The 21,311-nt window shown below is 60.3% G+C and carries 24 protein-coding genes and 1 tRNA gene; 14 read left to right on the top strand and 11 right to left on the bottom strand.

The annotated features are described in order from the left end of the window. Positions 1-11: 11 nt before the first annotated feature. Entirely contained in the window at positions 12-1,469 is a 1,458-nt protein-coding gene (betB, locus tag BLT85_RS08815) for a betaine-aldehyde dehydrogenase (RefSeq protein WP_407920172.1), read from the bottom strand. 19 nt (positions 1,470-1,488) lie between these two features. After that, positions 1,489-2,082, bottom strand: a complete 594-nt coding sequence (betI, locus tag BLT85_RS08820) for a transcriptional regulator BetI (protein WP_093393400.1) — start codon at positions 2,080-2,082, stop codon at positions 1,489-1,491. Positions 2,083-2,723: 641 nt separating this feature from the next. Between betI and BLT85_RS08825 the strand changes: the two genes are divergently transcribed. The 5 genes from BLT85_RS08825 to BLT85_RS08840 all read left to right on the top strand — a co-directional run bounded on the left by BLT85_RS08825 (position 2,724) and on the right by BLT85_RS08840 (position 5,599). Continuing rightward, positions 2,724-3,080 carry a DUF3135 domain-containing protein gene (locus BLT85_RS08825; protein WP_093393403.1) on the top strand — a complete coding sequence of 119 codons (357 nt, stop codon included), beginning with the start codon at positions 2,724-2,726 and terminating at the stop codon, positions 3,078-3,080. Between the two features lie 95 nt (positions 3,081-3,175). Beyond that, positions 3,176-3,817, top strand: coding sequence for a class I SAM-dependent methyltransferase (locus tag BLT85_RS08830; RefSeq protein ID WP_093393405.1), 642 nt, complete (start codon positions 3,176-3,178; stop codon positions 3,815-3,817). A 14-nt stretch (positions 3,818-3,831) separates the two neighbouring features. After that, positions 3,832-4,452 carry a flavin reductase family protein gene (locus BLT85_RS08835; protein ID WP_093393408.1) on the top strand — a complete coding sequence of 207 codons (621 nt, stop codon included), beginning with the start codon at positions 3,832-3,834 and terminating at the stop codon, positions 4,450-4,452. A gap of 99 nt (positions 4,453-4,551) precedes the next feature. After that, a complete protein-coding gene (locus tag BLT85_RS16665) occupies positions 4,552-4,710 on the top strand; it encodes a hypothetical protein (protein WP_157718154.1) in 159 nt (52 codons plus the stop codon). A 235-nt stretch (positions 4,711-4,945) separates the two neighbouring features. Further along, positions 4,946-5,599 carry an acetoacetate decarboxylase family protein gene (locus tag BLT85_RS08840; RefSeq protein WP_093393412.1) on the top strand — a complete coding sequence of 218 codons (654 nt, stop codon included), beginning with the start codon at positions 4,946-4,948 and terminating at the stop codon, positions 5,597-5,599. 6 nt (positions 5,600-5,605) lie between these two features. Here BLT85_RS08840 and BLT85_RS08845 read toward each other — a convergent pair whose 3' ends face one another. The 4 genes from BLT85_RS08845 to BLT85_RS08860 form a co-directional block, all read right to left on the bottom strand. Then, positions 5,606-7,045, bottom strand: coding sequence for a hydroxysqualene dehydroxylase (locus tag BLT85_RS08845; RefSeq protein ID WP_157718155.1), 1,440 nt, complete (start codon positions 7,043-7,045; stop codon positions 5,606-5,608). Beyond that, on the bottom strand, positions 7,029-7,904 hold the full coding sequence (locus BLT85_RS08850) for a CAP domain-containing protein (protein ID WP_093393418.1): 876 nt from the start codon (positions 7,902-7,904) through the stop codon (positions 7,029-7,031). Before BLT85_RS08850 ends, BLT85_RS08845 begins: the two co-directional genes overlap by 17 nt. Positions 7,905-7,977: 73 nt before the next feature. Next, positions 7,978-8,172, bottom strand: coding sequence for a CsbD family protein (locus BLT85_RS08855; protein WP_093393421.1), 195 nt, complete (start codon positions 8,170-8,172; stop codon positions 7,978-7,980). An 87-nt stretch (positions 8,173-8,259) separates the two neighbouring features. Then, on the bottom strand, positions 8,260-8,502 hold the full coding sequence (locus tag BLT85_RS08860; RefSeq protein ID WP_093393424.1) for a DUF2789 domain-containing protein: 243 nt from the start codon (positions 8,500-8,502) through the stop codon (positions 8,260-8,262). Positions 8,503-8,835: 333 nt separating this feature from the next. Here BLT85_RS08860 and BLT85_RS08865 point away from each other — a divergent pair, with 333 nt between their 5' ends. Then, positions 8,836-9,555 (top strand): TorF family putative porin, encoded by a 720-nt coding sequence (locus BLT85_RS08865; RefSeq protein WP_093393427.1) that lies wholly within the window; start codon positions 8,836-8,838, stop codon positions 9,553-9,555. 74 nt (positions 9,556-9,629) lie between these two features. Here BLT85_RS08865 and BLT85_RS08870 read toward each other — a convergent pair whose 3' ends face one another. The 3 genes from BLT85_RS08870 to apbC form a co-directional block, all read right to left on the bottom strand. Further along, a complete protein-coding gene (locus tag BLT85_RS08870; RefSeq protein ID WP_093393435.1) occupies positions 9,630-9,860 on the bottom strand; it encodes a hypothetical protein in 231 nt (76 codons plus the stop codon). Positions 9,861-9,938: 78 nt separating this feature from the next. Further along, positions 9,939-10,505 carry a dCTP deaminase gene (gene dcd / locus BLT85_RS08875; RefSeq protein ID WP_093393438.1) on the bottom strand — a complete coding sequence of 189 codons (567 nt, stop codon included), beginning with the start codon at positions 10,503-10,505 and terminating at the stop codon, positions 9,939-9,941. A gap of 77 nt (positions 10,506-10,582) precedes the next feature. Continuing rightward, positions 10,583-11,677 carry an iron-sulfur cluster carrier protein ApbC gene (apbC, locus tag BLT85_RS08880; RefSeq protein WP_093393442.1) on the bottom strand — a complete coding sequence of 365 codons (1,095 nt, stop codon included), beginning with the start codon at positions 11,675-11,677 and terminating at the stop codon, positions 10,583-10,585. 160 nt (positions 11,678-11,837) lie between these two features. Between apbC and BLT85_RS16670 the strand changes: the two genes are divergently transcribed. Continuing rightward, positions 11,838-11,932: transfer RNA gene (locus BLT85_RS16670), tRNA-Sec, on the top strand. A gap of 9 nt (positions 11,933-11,941) precedes the next feature. Here BLT85_RS16670 and BLT85_RS08885 read toward each other — a convergent pair. After that, complete coding sequence (locus BLT85_RS08885) at positions 11,942-13,120, bottom strand: TRAP transporter substrate-binding protein (RefSeq protein WP_093393445.1); 1,179 nt, start codon at positions 13,118-13,120, stop codon at positions 11,942-11,944. A gap of 215 nt (positions 13,121-13,335) precedes the next feature. Here BLT85_RS08885 and BLT85_RS08890 point away from each other — a divergent pair, with 215 nt between their 5' ends. The 3 genes from BLT85_RS08890 (at position 13,336) to BLT85_RS08900 (ending at position 17,104) form a co-directional block, all read left to right on the top strand. After that, on the top strand, positions 13,336-13,929 hold the full coding sequence (locus tag BLT85_RS08890) for a TRAP transporter small permease (protein WP_172829823.1): 594 nt from the start codon (positions 13,336-13,338) through the stop codon (positions 13,927-13,929). Between the two features lie 15 nt (positions 13,930-13,944). Further along, entirely contained in the window at positions 13,945-15,225 is a 1,281-nt protein-coding gene (locus tag BLT85_RS08895) for a TRAP transporter large permease (RefSeq protein ID WP_093393449.1), read from the top strand. A gap of 169 nt (positions 15,226-15,394) precedes the next feature. Next, a complete protein-coding gene (locus tag BLT85_RS08900; RefSeq protein WP_157718156.1) occupies positions 15,395-17,104 on the top strand; it encodes a methyl-accepting chemotaxis protein in 1,710 nt (569 codons plus the stop codon). Here the strand turns inward: BLT85_RS08900 and BLT85_RS08905 are convergent, their stop codons facing one another. Beyond that, positions 17,105-17,731: an alpha/beta fold hydrolase gene (locus tag BLT85_RS08905; protein ID WP_172829824.1), complete on the bottom strand. Its 627-nt coding sequence runs from the start codon at positions 17,729-17,731 to the stop codon at positions 17,105-17,107. It lies immediately after the preceding gene. 367 nt (positions 17,732-18,098) lie between these two features. Here BLT85_RS08905 and ccoN point away from each other — a divergent pair, with 367 nt between their 5' ends. Genes ccoN through ccoP form a run of 4 tightly spaced genes read left to right on the top strand, consistent with a single transcriptional unit; the run spans position 18,099 to position 21,268 of the window. Beyond that, a complete protein-coding gene (ccoN, locus tag BLT85_RS08910; RefSeq protein ID WP_093393454.1) occupies positions 18,099-19,526 on the top strand; it encodes a cytochrome-c oxidase, cbb3-type subunit I in 1,428 nt (475 codons plus the stop codon). 11 nt (positions 19,527-19,537) lie between these two features. Continuing rightward, positions 19,538-20,146: a cytochrome-c oxidase, cbb3-type subunit II gene (ccoO, locus tag BLT85_RS08915; RefSeq protein WP_093393458.1), complete on the top strand. Its 609-nt coding sequence runs from the start codon at positions 19,538-19,540 to the stop codon at positions 20,144-20,146. 4 nt (positions 20,147-20,150) lie between these two features. Continuing rightward, the gene (locus BLT85_RS08920; RefSeq protein WP_093393461.1) at positions 20,151-20,348 is read left to right on the top strand and encodes a cbb3-type cytochrome oxidase subunit 3; all 198 of its coding nucleotides are present in this window, start codon (positions 20,151-20,153) and stop codon (positions 20,346-20,348) included. Continuing rightward, positions 20,345-21,268: a cytochrome-c oxidase, cbb3-type subunit III gene (ccoP, locus tag BLT85_RS08925; protein ID WP_093393464.1), complete on the top strand. Its 924-nt coding sequence runs from the start codon at positions 20,345-20,347 to the stop codon at positions 21,266-21,268. Before BLT85_RS08920 ends, ccoP begins: the two co-directional genes overlap by 4 nt. Positions 21,269-21,311: the final 43 nt, after the last annotated feature.

Below are 21,311 nucleotides of genomic sequence, written 5' to 3' on the forward strand. Positions count from 1 at the left end.
GAAATGTCCCCTCAGAATGGGCTCTCCAGATCGGCCATACCGACGTAGACCGACTTGAGCTGGGTGTACTGGTCCAGGGTGACGCGTCCATTCTCGCGGCCGATGCCCGACAGCTTGTAGCCGCCGACCGGCATTTCCGCAGGCGATGCTCCGTAGGCGTTGATCCAGCAGATACCGGCCTGCATCCGGTGGATCACGCGGTGGGCGCGGCGGATGTCATTGGTGAACACCCCGGCTGCCAGCCCGGTTTCGGTATCGTTGGCGCGACGAACCACTTCGTCCTCGTCACGGAAGGTCAGAACCGACATCACTGGCCCGAAGATTTCCTCGCGAACGATGCTCATCTCGTCGGTGCAATCGGTAAAGATCGTCGGCTCGACGAAAAAGCCGCCTTCGGCGCCGGCCGGCTGAGCAGCCTTGCCACCACAGGCCAGGGTCGCGCCTTCGGCGATGCCCTTCTCGATATAGCCGAGCACCAGGTCGCGATGCCTGGCGGAAATCAGCGCGCCGAAGTTGGTGTCCTCATCCAGAGGATCACCCATGCGGATGTTGTTCCGCGTACGCTCGAGCAGGCGTTGCATGAAGGTGTCGTACACCGCTTCATGAATGAACACGCGCGTGCCGTTGGTGCAGATTTCGCCCTGGGTATAGAAGTTGCCGAGCATGGCTGCCGACACGGCGTTGTCGATATCCGCATCATCGAACACGATCAACGGCGACTTGCCGCCGAGCTCCATGGTCACTTCCTTCAGCGTGCTGGCGGCTGCGGCCATGACTTTCCTGCCGGTGCCCACTTCGCCGGTGAACGAGACCTTGGCGATGTCCGGGTGATGCGTCAGCCAGGCGCCGATGCGCCCGTCGCCCTGCACCACGTTGAACACGCCGCCTGGAACGCCTGCCTCGGCGTAGATTTCCGCGAGCTTCAGCGCGCCCAGCGGCGTCTCCTCGGATGGCTTGAAAATCATGCTATTGCCGGTGGCCAGCGCAGGCGCGGACTTCCAGCAGGCGATCTGCAGCGGATAGTTCCACGCGCCAATGCCGGCGCAGATACCCAGCGGCTCGCGGCGGGTGTAATAGAAATCACCCCCCAGGTCCTGCTGGTTGCCTTCGATCGACGCAGCCAGGCCAGCGAAGAACTCGATGCTGTCCGCGCCGGTAACCACGTCAACGGCGACCGCTTCCTGCCAGGCCTTGCCAGTGTCGCGTATTTCTACCGTGGCCAGCTCATCATTGCGTGCCCGCAACAGCGCGACGGCGCGTAGCAGGATGCGCCCGCGCTGCACACCGCTCATGGCGGACCATGTGGCAAAGCCCTCTCGAGCGCTGTCGATCGCAGCCTGCTGCACGGATTCATCGGCAACTTCCATCTCGTAGATCGCCTGGCCGGTCGCCGGATTGACTACTTCGAACGTCTCGCCGCTCTGGTTGGCCAGGTATTGGCCGTTCACGAAATTCTGGTAACGGGGCAGTGACATAAATGCTCTCCGGTTATCGGGGGCTCTGCTGCAGCGCGCCGATTACGTAGCGCTTGCACAGTGCTTCACCCATGGCAAAACTGTTTTCGGGTTCCGGGCTAAGCGCGCTGCGCAGCCAGAACCCGTCGATCATCGCCGCCGCTTTTAGCGCCGCGTCGGTCGCTTCCTGAGCCGGCAGTTTTTGTGCGAATGAATAACGCAGGTTGCTGTACAACCGGGCGTTGTTGATCTGTTGCAACCGCTTGAAGCCAGGCTCATGTAACGCCCTGGCCCAGAAGCTCAACCAGGTCCGGCTGGCCAGTTCGGAACGCTGAAACTCCGTGAAGTTGGCTTCGACGATGCACAGCAGGCGTTGCTCGGGTGAACCGTCCGTGGCCCGGATGCGTTCCCGAAAATCCTTGCCCAGCTGATCGAGGAGATACCGCAGCGCCGCTTCGATCAGGCCCTGCTTGCCACCGAAATAATGGCTGATGATCCCCGACGACATCCCCGCCCGGCGGCTGATGGTGATGATCGTCGTGTTCTGCAGCCCCAGCTCGGCAATCGATTCGAGAGCAGCCTGAATAAGCTGCTGCCGACGGGTGTCTTTCACTCCAACTATAGGCATGATTCGCGGTCGCAATTTTTTTGATTGAACGTTCAATTAACGAAAAGACTACAGCAAGGAAGGCACATGATCAACTTTTGATCGCCCCCCCGTTAGCGCCCGGTCCACACCTCGACCCGTAGGAGCGGACCTGGCCGCGAAGAAGCATGCACGGTCTTCTGCGTGTAGCGACTCCGCGTGCTCGCCCGGGTGCGCTCCAACATCCGCACCCGACCCGTAGGAGCACCATCAGGGCGTACAAAACAGCGTCCGCCACGGCCATACCCGAAATCGCTCACGGAGATCAGAAAACCGAACGCGCCGCGATCAGCAACGCGCGCGCCGGCACCTTGCGCCCGACAACTGGTTGGCGAATTCCCGTCCGAAGCGCTCCGCCGCCCACCCTGAATCGGTCTCGGCAGCTGGCATACCAGAGCCTGGTACAAACACCGCTTCGCTTGTTCGGAATTACTGCGCCATTAGCGTGTCATTACTGTACGGCCGGACGGCACTGCAAATGCCGACCCGGGCGTGCTAAGGGTCCGTTAGGAAGTGGCGGCTGACATACCTGCGGGGAAGTCTTGGGCAAGGGAGCGCGCACGTAGGGGTCTTGATCAATCGCAGCCGGGCAAACCGACAGGTTTTTCTCGAGGTACGTATTCATGGCCAGACCACTCAATGCATTACCGAGTTTCGATGAGCTGAAGACAATGGCTGCCGAGCGACCGGAAGAGCTGGAGAGCCTCAGGGAACGGATGACCGACGAGATATTGCGTGACGCACCGGAAGACCGGCGCCGTAGGCTGGAAGGGATTGTCTTTAAAATCAATGCCGAACGTCGTCGTTCCAAGAATCCGATGCAAGCTTGCATTCGCATTTCGCAGATGATGATGGATTCGGTGGTCGAGTTGCGCGATGCGGTCAACATGCTCGGCGCACAACCGGTTCGACAGCCCATTCGCGATGAACCCGCTCAGGCTGCCGACGTGCTTCCGTTCAGACGGCAGAACGGCTCGTGATGCATGAATAGCCCGGCATCCGTCGGGCATTCGCTTGTTCCGATCCGCGCGGTCGGTTTCAATGTGCATTCCATTCCCTGAGTCGACCTGCTGCCATGCCCCTCCCCTCCGGACCCTTGCCTGACGAGCTTTTACGACAAGCCAGCGCCACGACCCTGTCCCACTATGCCGAGCGTGCAGAAGCCTTCCGGGACGGTACCTGGAATCATGACGTCAGCCAGAATATCGACGCGCTTCTCCGGCACATTGAGGGTCCCGCTCCGTACCAGGTACTGGACTTCGGCTGCGGACCGGGACGCGACCTGCGAACCTTCAGCAAGCTGGGCCACACGCCGACCGGCCTGGACGGATGCGCGCAATTCGTGGAGATGGCACGGCAGGCGAGTGGCTGTGAGGTGTGGCAACAGAACTTCCTCGATCTGAAGCTCCCTGCAGAGCATTTCGATGGAGTCTTTGCCAACGCGGTACTCTTTCATATTCCCAGCCAGCAGATACTCGGCGTTCTGCGACAGTTGAGCAGCGCCCTCAAGCCCGGCGGCGTACTGTTCTCATCCAACCCGCGCGGCAACGACGAGGAAGGCTGGAACGGCGATCGTTACGGGGTGTATTACAGTTGGGAAACCTGGCGAGGCTTGCTGACGCAAGCGGGCTTCGTCGAGCTTGAGCATTATTACCGTCCAGAAGGACTGCCCCGCGACCAGCAACCCTGGCTGGCCAGCGTCTGGCGACGTTCGTAAGCGTGGAGAGCACCATGTCCGAAGAAATGTACTACTACGAACCAGCCGGTGGTCATGGCTTACCGCACGACCCTTTCAATGCGATCGTCGGCCCGCGGCCAATCGGCTGGATCTCCTCACAAAACGCATCAGGGCAACTCAACCTTGCTCCGTACAGCTTCTTCAATGCATTCAATTACGTGCCGCCGATCATAGGATTCTCGACGCTGGGCCGCAAGGACAGCCTGGTCAACATCGAGGAGACCGGCGAGTTCGCCTGGAATCTGGTGACACGGGAGCTCGCCGAGGCGATGAACGAGACCTGCGCGAGCGTTGGTCCAGAGGTAAACGAGTTCGAACTCGGAGGCCTGACACCGGCGCCCTCCAGCGTGATCAAACCCCCACGGGTAAAAGAGGCGCGGGTGTCTTTCGAATGCAAGGCAACGCAGATCGTTCAGCTGCAGCGTGCCGACCGGCAGCCTGTGCCGACCTGGATGGTGTTTGGCGAGGTCGTCGCGGTGCATATTGATCGAACGCTATTGAAAGACGGTATTTACGATACGGCAGCAGCCAATCCGGTTCTGCGCGGCGGCGGCACCGCCGACTACTTCCTGTTGGGGGCCGATTCGCTGTTTCGCATGAAGCGCCCGCGCTGAATAGGCTGGCGCCGCAAACTGTCGAAAACGCCGCTGCGCCTGGTGAACTTCCGTCTGGGGCCTTTCTCCAACGGATGAGATCACCAAGGGGAGACCAGCATGAACAATCGCGACAACCCGACTGAGCAGGGTCAGAAGAAGCCGCAACCTGAAGAGCCGGATATCACCATAGCCGACGCAGGCGAAGGCGGACCCGGTGAAGACCCTGATTACGACGAAGCCGGTGAGGGTGACGACGGCGTCGACGACCGTCACTGATCACATCGGAGGGCGGTGTGCCTTTTAACGCCCTGCCCTCCGTGCCGCCTTTAGCCAACAGCCTAACCTGCTCGAACTACGGCTCCGCGCCGTCGCCAGGCGCGTCCCGCCGAACAACCACTTTTCAGCATCTGCCACGCTTGATCGACGTCTTCTGACGGACGGACTGCGGGAAGACTGTCGGTGCGCCAATCGCCAGCCATACTCAGAAGATTCGTTGCAAAAGGAGAATGTCATGTCCTATCAAGACCCTGCCGCGGTTGCCGCTGCGGACATTCCGCCCGCGCCCTGGCACCTGAGCGGATCGGCCTGCGCCTCGTTGTGGCGAATGCCCACTTCGCAGATACCCGCCGCCCCGCAAGGGATGCAGTATGCAAGCGTGGCTGGAAACTCGCTGGTCTTGACCGTCTGGGCGGCCTATACCGGCGGCACTGCCATTTACGACGAACTGGCCGTAGTCGTACCGGTACGCGGCCAGGGCATGCTGGCGATGACCGGGACCGTAGCCGCTATCTGGGTGGACGACCCAATCGCTTGTGCTGGCGGCCGCCAGCTGTGGAACATCCCCAAGCAAATGGCGGAATTCGAAACGGTGGGCACAGCGCATCGGGGGACATTCGCCGGTGAGATGCTGCTCGACGGCCAACAGGTCGCAAGCATGACGTTCGAGCCGAAGTTGGAGCTGCCGGGGCGACCCGGGATAGGTGGATTCGTTGTACAGCCAGGCGATCACGGACCTGTGCGAACCCGCAGCCGGGCGCGCGGCAAGACCATGACCGGTTCGGCCAAGTGGGACTTCGCTCCCGCTGGTCCCCTTGGCTTTCTGGTTGGGCGTCGCCCGCTGGTCAGCGCGCGCGTATGGGAGCTGCAAGCCTCCTTCGGCACGTGACCAAGGTCAGTTGCCTCGGCGACTGACCAGGCGAGACAAGCCACCAGGCGTGGGCACCGGCAAGGCCAGACTGACAGGCCGGCCGCGGCTGTGCAGTACCGCCTCGGCGGCCAGTGCAGCTGAACGCACCGCGCTTTCCATGCAGAACGGCAAACCTGTATCGATCCAGTCGCCGGCGAGGTACACGCCCGGCATCGCTGTGGTAGCCGGTCGCAGCGTCTCGATGCCTGGCTTGGCGCACGGCACCGACATCGGAATCCGATGCACCACCGAAGCCAGCAAATGCGCCTCCTTCACGTGCGGTACGAAATCGGAGATTTCCTCGAGCGTCGCCTGGATGATCGCCTCGTCCGACATATCGTTTGCCCTGTGACTCCAGATGATGTTGGTAGCGATCATCGACCCCACCCCGGTGTCGGCATTGCGTATGTTGCTCAGATCGTAAAAGTCCGTGTTGAACTCTTTTGGCGACCATGGGCGCGCCCAGAAGCGCGCATCAGTGAGCTTACGGTCGAACCAGAGATAGCAGCTGATGTAGGGGCTTGGTTCGAACTGCCTGGCAACGCCGCTCAAGCGGTCGGATTCGGTCAGTAAGGGCTCCATCCCCGTGGGCGGTACCGCGAGCACCACCTGATCAGCCAGTATCGATTCGCCGTCGGCTAGCTTCACTCCACGTATTCGCTCGCCTTCGCGCAGCAACCAGGCAACCGGCGAGTCCAACCTGACGCGTCCGCCGGCTCGCTCTATACGCTCGATTGTCTGCGGCACATACAGATCGCTGAGTCCGATCATGGGGAAGCCAAAGGTGACATCGTTGTGCCCCAGCGCCTGGGCGAAGACGCGCATCATCGACGCGGCCGAGCATCGCTCGACCGGGACGTTGATGAACGCCATCGCCACCGAGGCCCAGAACCAGTCGATAAACGCCTGACTGACCCCGTTGGCGCGCAGATGCTCAAGGCCAGTGCGATCATCGAGCCGCAGGATGTCAGCCGGATTGCTGCGCATCGTTCGCAGAGTCAAGGGTATGTTGGTCAGAAGGCGGTGCAGGGGCACTGTCGGGAGCACCCTGCCCAGATTATTGATGTACTGCAGCGGCGGCGGCAGTCGTGCCTGCTTGAAACGGATCGGACGATGCTTGTCGAGCACCGTCAATAGATGATCGGTCTGCCAGCATATCTGGTCAGCCGTACCCAGGCGCTCCAGTAGCGCGAGCATGTTCGGGTATTTGTTCAGAAGCACGTGCGGACCGATGTCGACACTGTGTCCTGTGGTCGGGTCCGCCCAGCTCCGTGCGCGGCCGCCAGCGACGGAGCTCGACTCGAGCACGTGGACCCGCAGCCCGGCATCCGCCAGGAACGCGGCACAGCTCAATCCGGCGAGCCCCGCGCCCACGACCAGAGCATCCGGCCGGGCTGGGTCGCCCGGCTTAGCGGGGTCGGCCAAGGACCTGCGTCCACATGATGGTATTATCCGCTCGCTTCAGTGCGTACGCTGCGCCCATCTCGGTGTAGTCCGCCTTCATGATATTGGCGCAATGCCCCGGGCTCAGCAGCCAGCCTTCCACCACCTGGTCCGGCGTGCTCTGACCGAAGCCGATGTTTTCGCCAATCTGGCGGAAGCGATAGCCTTGCTCGGCGGCGCGATCGCTGACTTGCTCACCCTCGGGAGAGCTATGCGAGAAATAACCGCGCTCGGCCATGTCCCTGCTGTGAGCCAGCGCGGCCTCGCCGAGCTTGTCCGACCACTCCAGGGGCGGGGCGGCCTCGAAGGATCTATCACCGCATTGACGCGCCGAGCTGCGCGCTTCGTTGACCGCCTCGAGCACTGCCTTGCCCTCGGCACGCCAGTCACCCATGTCATCGGCGACTAGCGGTTGAGCCAGCACGACTTGCCAGGTTCTACCGTCGCGCTTTACGCCGATATCGGAATAGCTTCCATCAAGCAGGAGTTCGCAATAGCCACTGCGCAGCGCGTCCATGGCCGACTTCGGGTCCGTCGGGCCTGACACCTGGAGCGCCTGGATCTGCGCTGCCTGGTACCCGGCATCGCCGAGCGCTTTCTGCCAGCTGGTCCCGGCTTCCAGATTGACCTGGGCGAGCTTCTCATTCGGAGACAGCGGCGCGGCATCAGCACGATTCGCTCCGTTGCAGGACGGACCGCTTTCGCGATACTGATTCACCAGCTGCGCCAGTTGCTCGCTATCGCTGGTCGGTTGTGCAAATACCGGCCAGGCTGCCAGGGAGAGCACCATCGCTACAGATTGGCGTCTGCGTCGATGCGTACCCGAACGTGTTTGGCTCATGCAGCTTTCCTCGGGTCCAGACAGCAACAAGCCGGTGCGGACACCGGCTCGGCATTTGAAACGTGACTGGCCGTCAGGCCTTGTCGACACCCTTCTTCACCTTGTCTTTCACTTCGCCTTTGGCGCCCTGCAGCTTGCCCTCACCTTCCTGGGCCTTGCCCTCGCCTTTCATGCTGTCGTCATCGGTAGCTTCGCCAACGCCCTGCTTGCCCTTGCCGACGGTTTCGTTGAGTTTGCCTTTGAGCTTGTCTTCGGTGCTGTTGCCCATAATCTTCTTCCTATCATGATGTGTACATAGAAGTGGACGGACAGGCTATCGGGGAGTTCCCCGCCTGCAACCTGGAGCAACAGTTGCTCAGCTGATGTTCTCGTGTAGCCGGACGTTGAGCTCGTCGACGATGGGCTCCCAATCTGCATCAGCCATCAGGGACTCACGCAGAAAGGCCTTCTGGCTCTCGCTCCAGAACGGTGCTTCGGTCACCTTTAGATCGTCCGCGAGCGGGCGGTGACTGGCGATGAAATTGTCGATGCTCGCCGGGTCCGAGTCGAGTCCGAGCTGCTCGAACAGCGTGGCCATGTCTTTGTTCTGCGTGTCCATAGATCCTCCTTCGAGTATTTGACTGCTTCTCTTCATAGAGACCTTAGGCACACGCCGGTTCCGTGACCACCCGGATTCAAGGTGGTGCACCACCATGGAATCCGCACACGCCGTTTGATGGCACTGTCGCACCATCGCGACACCCGCCTGCACCGTTCAAGCGCAGCGGCGCGGCGCAATACGCGAGAGGACCAGCCCTCCCCACCCCGGTTTAAGCACCATGTCGTTGATTATTATGGGTTTATAAAAACTGGCAAGCTAAATGCTAAGAGCTTCGTGCCAACATTTTTGTTTCGCAGACCTGAATCACACCTAGACATGGGGTACTACAGAATGATGAAAAAAATTGCCGCCGTCGTAGCTGCAGCCACTGCCATCGGCTTCGCCACCGTTGCGCATGCCGAAGCGTTCGACACTGCAGTGGGCGAGCTTGATGTAAGCATGACCGCTACTCTGGCCACCGACTACATCTGGCGCGGCCAGTCGCAGACTGCTGGTGCCGGCGCGGTGCAGGGCAGCCTGGACATCGCCCATGAAAGTGGCCTGTACATCGGTGCCTGGGCGTCCAACGTCGATGCCGAAACGTTCGGCGGCGCTGATGTGGAATATGACTACTATGCAGGCTTCGGCGGCGATATCACCCCCGAGATCGGTTACGACCTGCAGTGGGCGACCTATACCTATCCGAAAGGCGTCAACAGCGTCGACGAAGTCATCGGCAGCCTGAGCCTCTACGGCTTCAACGTCGGCGCGAAGTATGCTTACGACCCGAGCTCGTCCTTGTACGGCTTCGTCGATTACGGCTTCGAACTGCCATATGGCCTGGGACTCGGTCTGCATTACGGATTTACCGACACCAAGGACCCGCTGGACGGCGTGCGCAGCGACGAGACCTACTCGGACTGGGCCGTGTCGATCGGCAAACCGATCCTGGGCGTCGACGTGTCGCTGATGTACAGCGATACAGACCTGGACGAGGTGTGCGGTGACTGGTACGGCAAGGACGACTACTGCGACGCGAACTTCACCCTGGCAGTATCGAAGTCTTTCTAAGCTGCGGCGCCCAGCGCCTGCTTGAGTCGAATCGACTGCAACTGACGCCGACGCCGAAGGACGTCGGCGTCAGTTTATGTGGTGGCGAGCAAACGGGCCTGCGCCCGGCGACGGATCGACAGATCGACCCGCATGCAGACTGCAGCCAGGCCGAGGAACGCGACACCCAGGTTGCCCCGGGTGACCTCGACGCCCATCAGGCTGCTGAGCCCATTAGCGATTTCATCCGGGTACGCCGCAAGCAGACCGCCCAGCGGAACCATGACAAACAGGAAACACAACCCCAACGTGCGCAACAAATTCACGAGCGCCTCCTCGACTGACTGATCAAGCCAGCATGAGGTCGGCACCCACCGGGGTGTATTAGACGATAGTGGTAGTTATCAGGCTCGCGGCAACGTCACGCCGCGCTGGCCCTGATATTTGCCGCCGCGATCGCGATAGGAGGTCTCGCATTCTTCGTCAGACTCGAAGAACAGCATCTGCGCCACACCTTCGTTGGCGTAGATCTTCGCCGGCAGCGTGGTGGTGTTGGAGAACTCCAGTGTCACGTGGCCTTCCCATTCCGGCTCCAGAGGCGTGACGTTGACGATGATGCCGCAGCGCGCATAGGTGCTCTTGCCCAGGCAAATGGTCAATACGTTGCGCGGGATTCGGAAATACTCGACGGTGCGTGCCAATGCAAAAGAGTTCGGCGGAATGATGCACACATCGCTTTTGATATCGACGAAGCTTTTTTCGTCGAAGTACTTCGGATCGACTGTCGCCGAATGAATATTGGTGAACACCTTGAATTCATCGGCACAGCGCACGTCGTAGCCGTAGCTCGACACACCATACGAAATCACCCGACTGCCTTCCGCGCCGCGCACCTGGCGCTCGACGAACGGTTCGATCATTCCCTGTTCTTCGGACATGCGACGGATCCAGCGGTCGGACTTGATGCTCATGGTGATTCCTGAACTGATCAAAAAGAGCGAGCATGTTAGCCGTTTATGGCTACCGACAAAAGCCTGCCGAGTGCCGGTCAGTCGTCGCTGATGCTGATATTGGGCATCCCGCTGCCCTGCCCTGCACGCGCAGCAATCCGTGCTCCGACGTGCCGGGCCATGTCCTGGTAGATCATGCTGATCTGGCATTCCGGTTCGGCGACCACCGTCGGTCGTCCGGCATCCGCCTGCTCGCGAATCATCATCGACAGCGGCATCGATGCCAGCAGATCGACACCGTATTGTTCGGCAAGCCGCTCACCCCCGCCCTCACCGAACAGATGTTCAGAATGACCGCAGTTCGAACAGACATGCACCGCCATGTTCTCGACCACGCCGAGCACGGGGATATTTACCTTGCGGAACATCTCGATGCCGCGGCGTGCGTCGAGCAGCGCGAGGTCCTGTGGAGTGGTGACGATGACGGCACCGGTGACCGGCACTTTCTGCGCGAGGGTGAGCTGGATGTCACCGGTGCCGGGCGGCATATCTACCACCAGGTAGTCCAGGTCGTCCCATGCGGTCTGCGTCAGGAGTTGTAGCAAGGCGCCAGACACCATGGGCCCACGCCAAACCATCGGGGTATTCTCGTCAGCCAGAAATGCCATGGACATCACCTGAACGCCGTGAGCCTGAGGTGCCACGAAAGCCTTGCCGTTGCTCACTTGCGGCCGGGTACCCTCGGGCAGCCCGAGCATCAGACCCATGCTCGGGCCGTAGATATCTGCATCCAGAACCCCCACTCGCGCTCCCTCGCGGGCAAGCGCCAGCGCCAGATTGACCGCCGTGGTGGATTTGCCGACGCCGCCCTTGCCCGACGCCACCGCAATGATGTTCTTCACGTTATGCAGCGCAGGAATCGAGCCCTGAGCAGGTGCTGACTCGACCTGCCAGCGTACGCTGACCGAAGCCGACGCCACCCCTTCCACGTTCTCCACCGCCACCTTGAGCATCTGCGCGATGCCGCCAGTGACGCCACCTGCCGCATAGCCGAGGACAATGTTAGCGCGGACATGACCACCATCGATGTCCAGCGAACGAAGGCACCCGCTGGTGAGCAGGTCGGTACCGGTGTACGGGTCGCGATATTGCGCCAAAGCGGATTCGATGGCAGTGCGGCTTGGCTGGGTCATGTGTCGTCCGGGTATATATAGATGAAGGACTTATGCTATCGAGAGAATCGATGCGGGAAAAGCTGCTTGCAGGAAAGACAACGGCCGCGGTGATTGGGTTTCATCCGCGGCCGTTATGGACTGGCTTAAGCGCCAATCGGGTGTGTTAGCCTTGACTGACGGAAGGGCATCGTCCCCGGTGGGGCGCCCGGACTTCAAACCCGGTGAGATGCGCCAGGCGCGTCTGGTAGGTTCGACTCCTATTCCCTTCCGCCAATCGCAGCATCAAGCGGCGTCGCGTACCTCCTGCTCGACCTCGACAGCACCACTCTGCTCACCGGTGGGGGCCTCCTGAACCGGCATCGGCACTTCGCTGGCCTCTGACTCGCCGGCTGCGCTGTTCGAGCCCTGATCGCCCACCTTGTCGAGCAGATACTGCATCAGCGTCTGACCGCGGTCACCGACCATTTCAACGAAAGTGTCGCGAACTGGCAGACTGCGCTCACGGAATGCCGCGCGTTCTTCTTCGGTCAGTTCGATGATCTGGATATCGCTGTTTTCGGTGATCGTGTTCAGTCGCTCGCTGTTCAACCGCGTCTGCACCTCGTGGATGTGCGGGACCATCTCGGTCACGACATCATCGATGAGTTGCTTGCGCTCGTCAGACAGACCTTCGTACCAGTCCTGGTTCGCCATGAAGGTGGCGATGAACTGGGCCTGATTGGCAAAGATCATGTAGTCCTGGACCTGATAGAAGTCCATTTCTTCATGGGCAAACACGGGTTGGATGTTGGCGTCGATCTGGCCCAATTGCAGGCCGCTGAACACTTCGCCGTATTCCATGGTGGTCGGGTCGGCACCATAGGCGCTGTACGTCTCGCGCAGCAGGCGGTTGTCCATGGTACGGATTGCCACGCCATCGAAGTCCTGTGGCGTGCGGATTTCCTTGTTGGCGGTCCAGACCTGCCAGCCTTCCGGAACGATCGCCAGCGGATGCAGGTCGCGCTCGTTGAAGGCTCCGACCAACGCATCATGCTTGCGGAATTCCGGATCGTTGAGCAGCTCCGCGTTGCGCTTCTCATCTTCGGTCAGAACGAAGTTCAGGCTGAACAGCTGCGATTCGGGAACCGTCCCGCCGAGAAAGCCCGAACCGAACGCCAGCTCGATTGCGCCGGACTGGACCTGATCATAGATGTCGGTCAGACCGCCGAGCTGGCCATAGGGGAACAACCTCACTTCAACCGCACCATCGGTGCGCTGGCTGATGAGCTCCGAGAACCGCGTGCCGTATTCGTGCTGTACGCTACCTTCGATTTCCTCCAGGCCGAAGCGCCAGATTTCCACCTGTCCGGTCGAGGTCTGCTCTTCGACTCCGGCCGATACTTCGGTGTCTTCCTTGTTCTCCGATCCGCAGGCCGCCAGGGCCAGTGCTGCCACACCAATACAGCTATTACGCCAGTTCATGGAACGCTCCCTATGTATTGTTCTGGATAACTCTTATAACCATAACATAGGACCCTGATATGTCCACGCCGTGCAAAAACTAATGCCATGGGTTATGGTCAAAAAGAAACGAGACGACGAGTTGGCGCCCTTGTGTGACCGGCGCGTTGGACAACGTATCCATTCTGCTGTCGACTCCATGTCGAGTACAGACACGAAAACAAGGGGACAGACGGATGCCCGAGCCTGCCGACACATCGGCCAGCAACTCGTCCAAAGCGTCGCTCACTAAAGTGCTGGGAGTACTCGACCGCACTGCAGAACACATCGAAGAATTCATCCTCGGCGGGAGCGTGCTGTTCCTTTCGGGGCTTCTTATCGTTCACGTGCTGGGCCGGCAGATTTTCGGCACCGGCGTGACCGGTCAGGTCGAACTGACGCGCATGAGCATGGTGATCATGACTTTTGCCGGTCTCGGGTACGGTGTGCGCAAGGCTCGACACATCTCCATGTCGGCCTTCTACGATCAGCTTCGCGGCAAACCACGCAAGCTCCTGCTGATGTTCATCCATATCGTCACCGGTGCGCTGATGTTCTACCTGGCATGGCATGCCTGGGATTACGTCAGCGCCATCCAGGATCGGGGACGCCGCTCCTCCGCACTACAGATTCCGCTGTGGATCCCCTACATGGCCGCACCGGTAGGCTTCGCGCTGGCCGGCATTCAGTACTGGCTGACCGTGGCGAGAAACCTGATTTCGAAGGACACCTACCGGTCGTTTTCGGAAAAAGAGCGCTACGACGAAGTGCCCAACAATCCCAGTATCTGAGACCCTAGCCCGCTTATGCTGACCATTACCTTCGTTACCATGTTCGTGCTGCTGGCGCTGGGTTTCCCCATGATGGTGCCACTGCTCGCCGCCGCGCTGATGCTGATGTTCTTCACCCTGGATACCAACAACGTCGGCCTGCTCATGGGACAGATGATCAGCGGCGTTCGCTCCTGGGCATTGGCAGCCGTTCCGCTATTCATCTTCGCCGCAGACCTGATGACGCGAGGTCATACCGCCAACCGGCTGCTGGACCTGGTACAGAGTTTCGTTGGTCATCTGCGTGGCGGCTTGCCCATTACTACCGCAGCGAGCTGCACCTTGTTCGGTGCGGTCTCCGGCTCCACGCAGGCAACCGTCGTTGCCATGGGCGGACCGATGCGCCCGAAGCTGCTGGAGAAGGGCTACTCGGACTCGTTCAGCCTGGCCTTGATCATCAATGCCAGCGACATCGCTCTGCTAATCCCGCCAAGCATCGGCATGATCATTTATGGCGTAGTGTCGGGCGCTTCGATCGGTGACCTGTTCATTGCCGGCATCCTGCCGGGCTTCCTGCTGTTGGTGTTGTTCTCCATTTATTGCTGGATAGGTTCGATCCGCATGGGCATCGAGCCGGAGCCGCGCGTCGGCTGGGCCGCGCGTGCCCGCGCGGCGAAGAAGGCCATCCTGCCCCTGGGCTTTCCGGTGGTGGTGGTCGGCGGGATCTACGGCGGCTTCTTCAGCCCGACCGAGGCAGCCGCGATCGCGGTGCTCTATGCGCTGGTGCTCGAGATCGTGATATTGCGCGCTGTGAAGCTGCGCGAGCTGTGGGACGTTGCACTCTCGACCGGCCTGATAACCGCCGTCGTGTTCATCCTGGTCGCCGCGGGTACCGCCTTCACTTATGTCATCTCCTTTGCCGGCATACCGCAGGCTATCCTCGATCCGGTTATCGCCTCGATCGGCGACAGCCCGACCATGGTGCTCGGCCTGATTGCGATTTCCTTCTTTATAGGATGTATGTTCGTTGACCCGATCGTCGTCATCCTGATCCTGACGCCGCTGTTCATGCCCGCTGTGAATGCGGCCGGCCTGGATCCGGTGCACGTCGGGGTGATCGTCACGCTGCAGGCGGCGATCGGCTCGGCCACACCACCGTTCGGGTGCGACATCTTTACCGCCATGGCGGTGTTCCGCCGTCCGTACTTCGATGTCATCCGCGGGACACCGCCGTTCATCCTGATTCTGCTCTTTGCAACCGTGCTGCTTATCCTGTTTCCCCAGATCTCCCTCTGGCTACCCTCTCTGGCCGGCTAACCGACTATCCGTATAGGCCATTTTGCCGTGCAAAATGGCCGAAGAAGCCTATAGGGTTTTCCCCACCCCAGCCGATAACCTTGACGAGGAAAGGAATCTTCGTGTTCCGCCGTCAACGTACTCAACCTATAAAAACAGATATTTCGTCCCATGCGCATCGAGGGTAGACATGAACACCACGGAATTTTCGGTGAAGCCGACAGCCGCTCCGGCAGCTGCGGCCGTTTCGTCCAAGGGAATCTGGATGGCGCTGGTTGCCTGTCAGCTGTTTTTCGTCGGTAGCCTGCTCTGGCTGTCCGAGGGTCCACTATTGTGGATCGCTGCGCTACTGGCCCCCGCGACGCTGTTTCTGTCGTACCGTGCAGTCTCAAGGGGAGCGGGCAGCGGCTCACTCGAACAGCACCTGACTGATGCAAACGGGCCGCAGATCGATCTGCGTATACGCTGTCAGGCCGACACCGACCGGGACAAAAGCAGCGCCTTGTTCGATCAACTGAACGACCGCTTGCGCGCGGTTATGCTTGAACTGCAGAACAACAGTCTGCGGACCGCTCTCGCATCGGCAACCAGCCGCCTCCTGGCTGAGCAGGCCGCGCGCGACGCCACCCAACAGCAGCAACTTTCCGAACTGATCTTCCATGCCAGTGAACAGACCACCACGGCACTGCAGGATATTTCCTCTCGGGCCAGCGGCGTCACCGCAGTGAACGCGCGTAATCTGGAGGTCGCCCGCAGCTCCAAGGAGCAGATGGGCGATGCGCGCCAGAAAATGCAGCTGATCAGCCAGTCGATGGAAGGTTTCAAGAACAACGTCAACGCCCTGAACTCGACATCCGGCAAGATTCGCGACATCCTCACGACCGTCCAGGATTTTTCCGCGCAGACCAACATGCTTGCGTTGAACGCGGCCATCGAGGCGGCCCGCGCCGGGGAACAGGGCCGCGGGTTCGCTGTGGTAGCCGATGAAGTGCGCAACCTCTCCTTCAAGGTCGGCAGCGCGGCAGATCAGATCAGCCAGCTGATGGAACAGATGACCCAGGCCATGGCCGGTGCCGAGCAACAGACCCGCGGCATGCTCGAGCAAACCGAATCGACCGGTGCTGCGGTGAGCAGCGCAGCCGACCAGTTCGATGCAATGGTCGAGGATTTCCAGGGCGCCAACGATGATCTGCTGATGGTCAGCGCCGCGCTGGAAGAGCTCAGCGCAACCAATGCCGAGACCTTCAAGCATGGCGGCGAGATTCGCGAACTGAGCATCACCATCAGCAAGCACATGGAGCAGACCTTCACCCAGGCCGACTCTCTGCGTGACAACACCAATCTCACCCTGCGTTCGCTGGCTGGATTCCGTCTGGGTGAAGGCCAGATGGAGGCCGTTACCCAACTGCTGATGTCGCGTCGCGCCGAACTGGAAAGCCGCCTGAACGAACTGGCCGACACCGGCGTGGACTTTTTCGACCAGCGCTATACGGCCATCCCCAACACGAACCCGCCGAAGCACGACGTCAGCTGGGCAGATCCGTTCATCAAGCGTATCCGGCCACTGCTCGACGAATGGGACAAGGGCGGCAAGGATGGCATCGTCTACATGGCTGCGGTCAACGAAAAAGGCTATCTGGCGACCAGCCGCAGCGCATCGTCGCAGCCACCTACCGGTGATCCCAAAGTGGACGCCGCACGCAGCAACTACAAGCGCTTCGCCGTTAGCAATCAGGCCGATCTACGGATCATGTCCAGCTGCACCTATTTGAACCTGGGCACATTCGTCATGCCCGGCTCGACGGTGATCGTCTTCGTTCTGTATGTGCCGATCGAGGTGAAAGGAAGGCGCTGGGGCACCATGTCGGCTGCAGTGCTGCCGGCAGCCATGGGCTTGTAATCAGCGAAGCGTAGCTGTACAAAATCGAACGCTGGCGTCAGCCGCCTGCTCGACCAGTATCTGCTGGCTCAGACCGCTGGCCTTCAGCGGCCTGAAGTCATGATCACCAGTTTCCAGCCACTCGACCCGTACCTTCCCGCCCAACATATAGCCTGAGACTTCGTCGGGCTTGCCGAACGGGTCACGGGTGCCCTGCACTATCAGGGTCGGGGTGGCTATATGCTGAAGATGCTCGGTGCGCATGCGCTCCGGTTTTCCGGGGGGATGGAACGGGTAGCCGAAGCACACTATTGCCGCGGCACCGACCTCGTCGCCAAGCATGCTCGCGACCCGGCCTCCCATCGACTTTCCTGCCAGCACTACGGGACCGTCAAGTGAAGCGGCTGCCTCCCGAAACGCGTCCTTCAGTCGAGCCATGGGGTTCGGCGGGCGCTTGCGTCCATCCTGCCGACGATCGGCCATGTAAGGAAATTCGAACCGCGCTATTCTCATGCCTCGTTCGGCGAGCGCACTGGCGAGACTGTCCATGAAAGGGCTGTCCATCGGCGCTCCGGCACCATGCGCCAGCAGCAGGGTCATGCCGGCCGTGTCTCCCTTCGGCTCGTTGAATCGCAGCGAAATGGTCATTGATGCCTCGCCGGAAAAGATGCGACAAGATGCCACAGCCGTTCGCTCCGCTACAACTTCACATCAGCAGACCAGGGGATTACCCTTGCTGCTAGCCGGACCACCGCTGTAACAACTCCTATTAGGTTCGGCCGCTCGCCAGCAGTTTCCTGTCGGCAGGCTCCATTCTCGCACCATGTTTGATGCGCTATGTAATCCGCCCCAATTTGCCATTGGAGAGTTGGGAAACACGCGTCAAAAAGCGCGCTCCAGAGAGGCCCGAATGCACTGTTTCCATTGACTTGCGTCATTGCAAACGGACCGGTGTTTCCTCATACTTGCGGCCGTTTTGAACCCCTTAAACCCATTGCTATCCGTGGAATCTCGCATGAGCACAGCTACCACTCCGACAGCTTATAACTACAAGGTAGTACGCCAGTTCGCCATCATGACGGTGGTCTGGGGTATCGTTGGCATGGCCATGGGCGTCTTCATTGCCGCTCAGCTGGTCTGGCCTCAACTCAACTTCGATCTGCCCTGGACCAGCTTCGGACGCCTGCGCCCGCTGCACACCAACCTGGTCATCTTCGCGTTTGGTGGCTGTGCTCTTTTTGCCACTTCCTACTACGTGGTACAACGCACCTCTCAGGCGCGCCTGATTTCCGACAAGCTTGCTGCCTTTACGTTCTGGGGCTGGCAAACGGTCATCGCTTGTGCCGTAATCACTCTCCCGCTAGGTATGACTAGCAGCAAGGAGTACGCCGAGCTGGAGTGGCCGGTTGACATCCTGATCGCTGTCGTCTGGGTGTCCTATGCCCTTGTGTTCTTCGGAACCATCACCAAGCGCAAGATGAAGCACATCTATGTCGGGAACTGGTTTTTCGGCGGCTTCATCCTGACCGTCGCCGTGCTGCACATCGTTAACAGCATGGCCATGCCGGTAACCCTGTTCAAGTCGTACTCGATATATGCCGGGGCAGCGGATGCAATGGTTCAGTGGTGGTACGGTCACAACGCGGTGGGCTTCTTCCTGACCGCTGGCTTCCTCGGCATGATGTACTACTTCGTGCCGAAGCAGGCCAACCGTCCGATCTACTCGTATCGCCTGTCCATCGTGCACTTCTGGGCACTGATCTCCATTTACATCTGGGCCGGCCCGCACCACCTGCACTACACCGCGCTGCCAGACTGGGCGCAGTCGCTGGGCATGGTGATGTCTTTGATTCTGCTGGCGCCGAGCTGGGGCGGCATGATCAACGGCATGATGACCCTGTCGGGTGCATGGCACAAACTGCGCACCGACCCGATCCTGCGCTTCCTGGTGGTATCGCTGGCGTTCTACGGCATGTCGACCTTCGAAGGTCCGATGATGGCGATCAAGACCGTCAACGCGCTGTCACACTACACCGACTGGACCATCGGTCACGTCCACGCCGGCGCTCTGGGCTGGGTTGCCATGATCTCTATCGGCTCCCTGTATCACCTGATTCCGAAAGTGTTCGGTCGTGAGCAGATGCACAGCATCGGCCTGATCAATGCTCACTTCTGGCTGGCGACAATCGGTACCGTACTGTACATCGTCTCCATGTGGGTAAACGGCATCACCCAGGGCTTGATGTGGCGCGCCGTGAACGTCGATGGCACGCTGACCTACTCGTTCGTCGAGGCACTGGAAGCCAGCCATCCAGGCTTCGTGGTTCGCCTGATAGGTGGCGCATTCTTCCTGACCGGCATGCTGATCATGGCTTACAACGTCTGGCAAACCGTACGTCAGTCGAAGGCTGCTGAAGCCGACGCTGCCGCACAGATGGCCTGAGGAACATCTAGATGAAACACGAAATTGTAGAAAAGAACCTTGGCCTGCTTGTCGCGTTCATGGTCCTGGCGATCAGCTTCGGCGGCCTGACGCAGATCGTTCCACTGTTTTTCCAGGAAGAGACCACGACCCCGATAGAAGGCATGCGTCCTTACAATGCGCTGGAGCTGGAAGGTCGTGATATCTACATTCGCGAAGGCTGCGTTGGTTGCCACTCGCAGATGATCCGTCCGTTCCGCGCCGAAACCGAGCGCTATGGTCACTACTCGGTTGCTGGCGAAAGCGTATGGGATCACCCCTTCCTGTGGGGCTCCAAACGTACTGGCCCGGATCTGGCTCGTGTTGGCGGTCGCTATTCGGACGACTGGCATCGCGCACACCTGATCAACCCGCGGGACGTCGTCCCCGAGTCGAAGATGCCGTCGTACCCGTGGTTGCAGGAACAGGTTCTCGAAGGCGATCACACCGCCGGCAAGATGGAGGCGCTGCGTAAACTCGGCGTCCCCTACACCGACGAAGACATCGCCGGTGCCCGTGAAGCTGTTGAAGGTGTGGCCGAAATCGACGCCGTCATCGCGTACCTGCAGCACCTGGGTACTGCCCTGTCGGACCGCAGGTAAGACCATGGATATCAACACTCTCCGAGGCATAGCCACCATCTTCGTGATGCTGGCCTTTCTGGGTGTCGTCTTGTGGGCCTACAGCTCCTACAAGAAAAAGGACTTCGATGAGGCTTCTCAGTTGCCCTTTGCCGATGAAACCGAAAGCGAAAGAAAAGCCCGCGAGCAGAAAGAAGAAGACGCTAGGAGTAAGAAGAAATGACTAAATTCTGGGGCGGGTACATCATCCTGCTGACCCTGGTCTGCCTGGGTCTGATCGTCTGGTTGCTGTTCGCTACCCGCAAGGGACAGCGGCCTGACCAGACCGACGAAACCGTCGGCCACTCGTTTGACGGCATTGAGGAATACGACAATCCATTGCCGCGCTGGTGGTTCATGCTTTTTCTCGCCACGCTGGCTTTTGGCGCGGTCTACCTGATTCTGTACCCGGGTCTGGGTCAGTATCGCGGGCTGCTCGGCTGGACTCAGATTGATCAGTACGAGCTGGAAGTTGAGCGCATGCAGGAGCAGTTCGCGCCTATCTTCGCTCGTTACACCAGCATGCCGGTCGAGGAAGTTGCCAAGGATCCCGAGGCAATCCGCATCGGTCAGCGGCTATTCGCCACCAACTGCTCGGTCTGCCACGGTTCCGACGCCCGCGGTGCATTCGGCTTCCCCAACCTGGCGGACGATGATTGGCTATGGGGCGGTACGCCGGAGCGCATCAAGGAAACCATCACCCTCGGTCGTCAGGCAGCCATGCCGGCGTGGCTCGCGGTGGTTGGCGACAAGGGTGTACGCGACGTGTCCGGTTATGTGCGCAGCCTGTCCGGACGTGACAGCGAAAAGGCGGATCTGGAAGCAGGCAAGACCATCTTCCAGACCAACTGCGTGGCTTGCCACGGTCCCGAAGGCAAAGGCAACAACATGCTGGGCGCGCCCGACCTGACCGACGAAGTGTGGCTGTACGGCAGCAGCATGCTGCAGGTCCAGCAAACCGTCCGCTACGGCCGTAACGGCAACATGCCCTCCCAGGCCCATCTGGGCGAGGACAAGATCCACATGTTGGCTTCCTACGTCTACAGCCTGTCGCAGGAAGAAGGCGAAACCGTCGACGTCGGCGCCCACCGCAGCGAGCAGTAATCGCACCGCGACGCCAGGTCGCATGGTGTCACAAGGTCTACGC

This window comes from Halopseudomonas xinjiangensis (genome assembly GCF_900104945.1).
Classification (GTDB): Bacteria; Pseudomonadota; Gammaproteobacteria; order Pseudomonadales; family Pseudomonadaceae; genus Halopseudomonas; species Halopseudomonas xinjiangensis.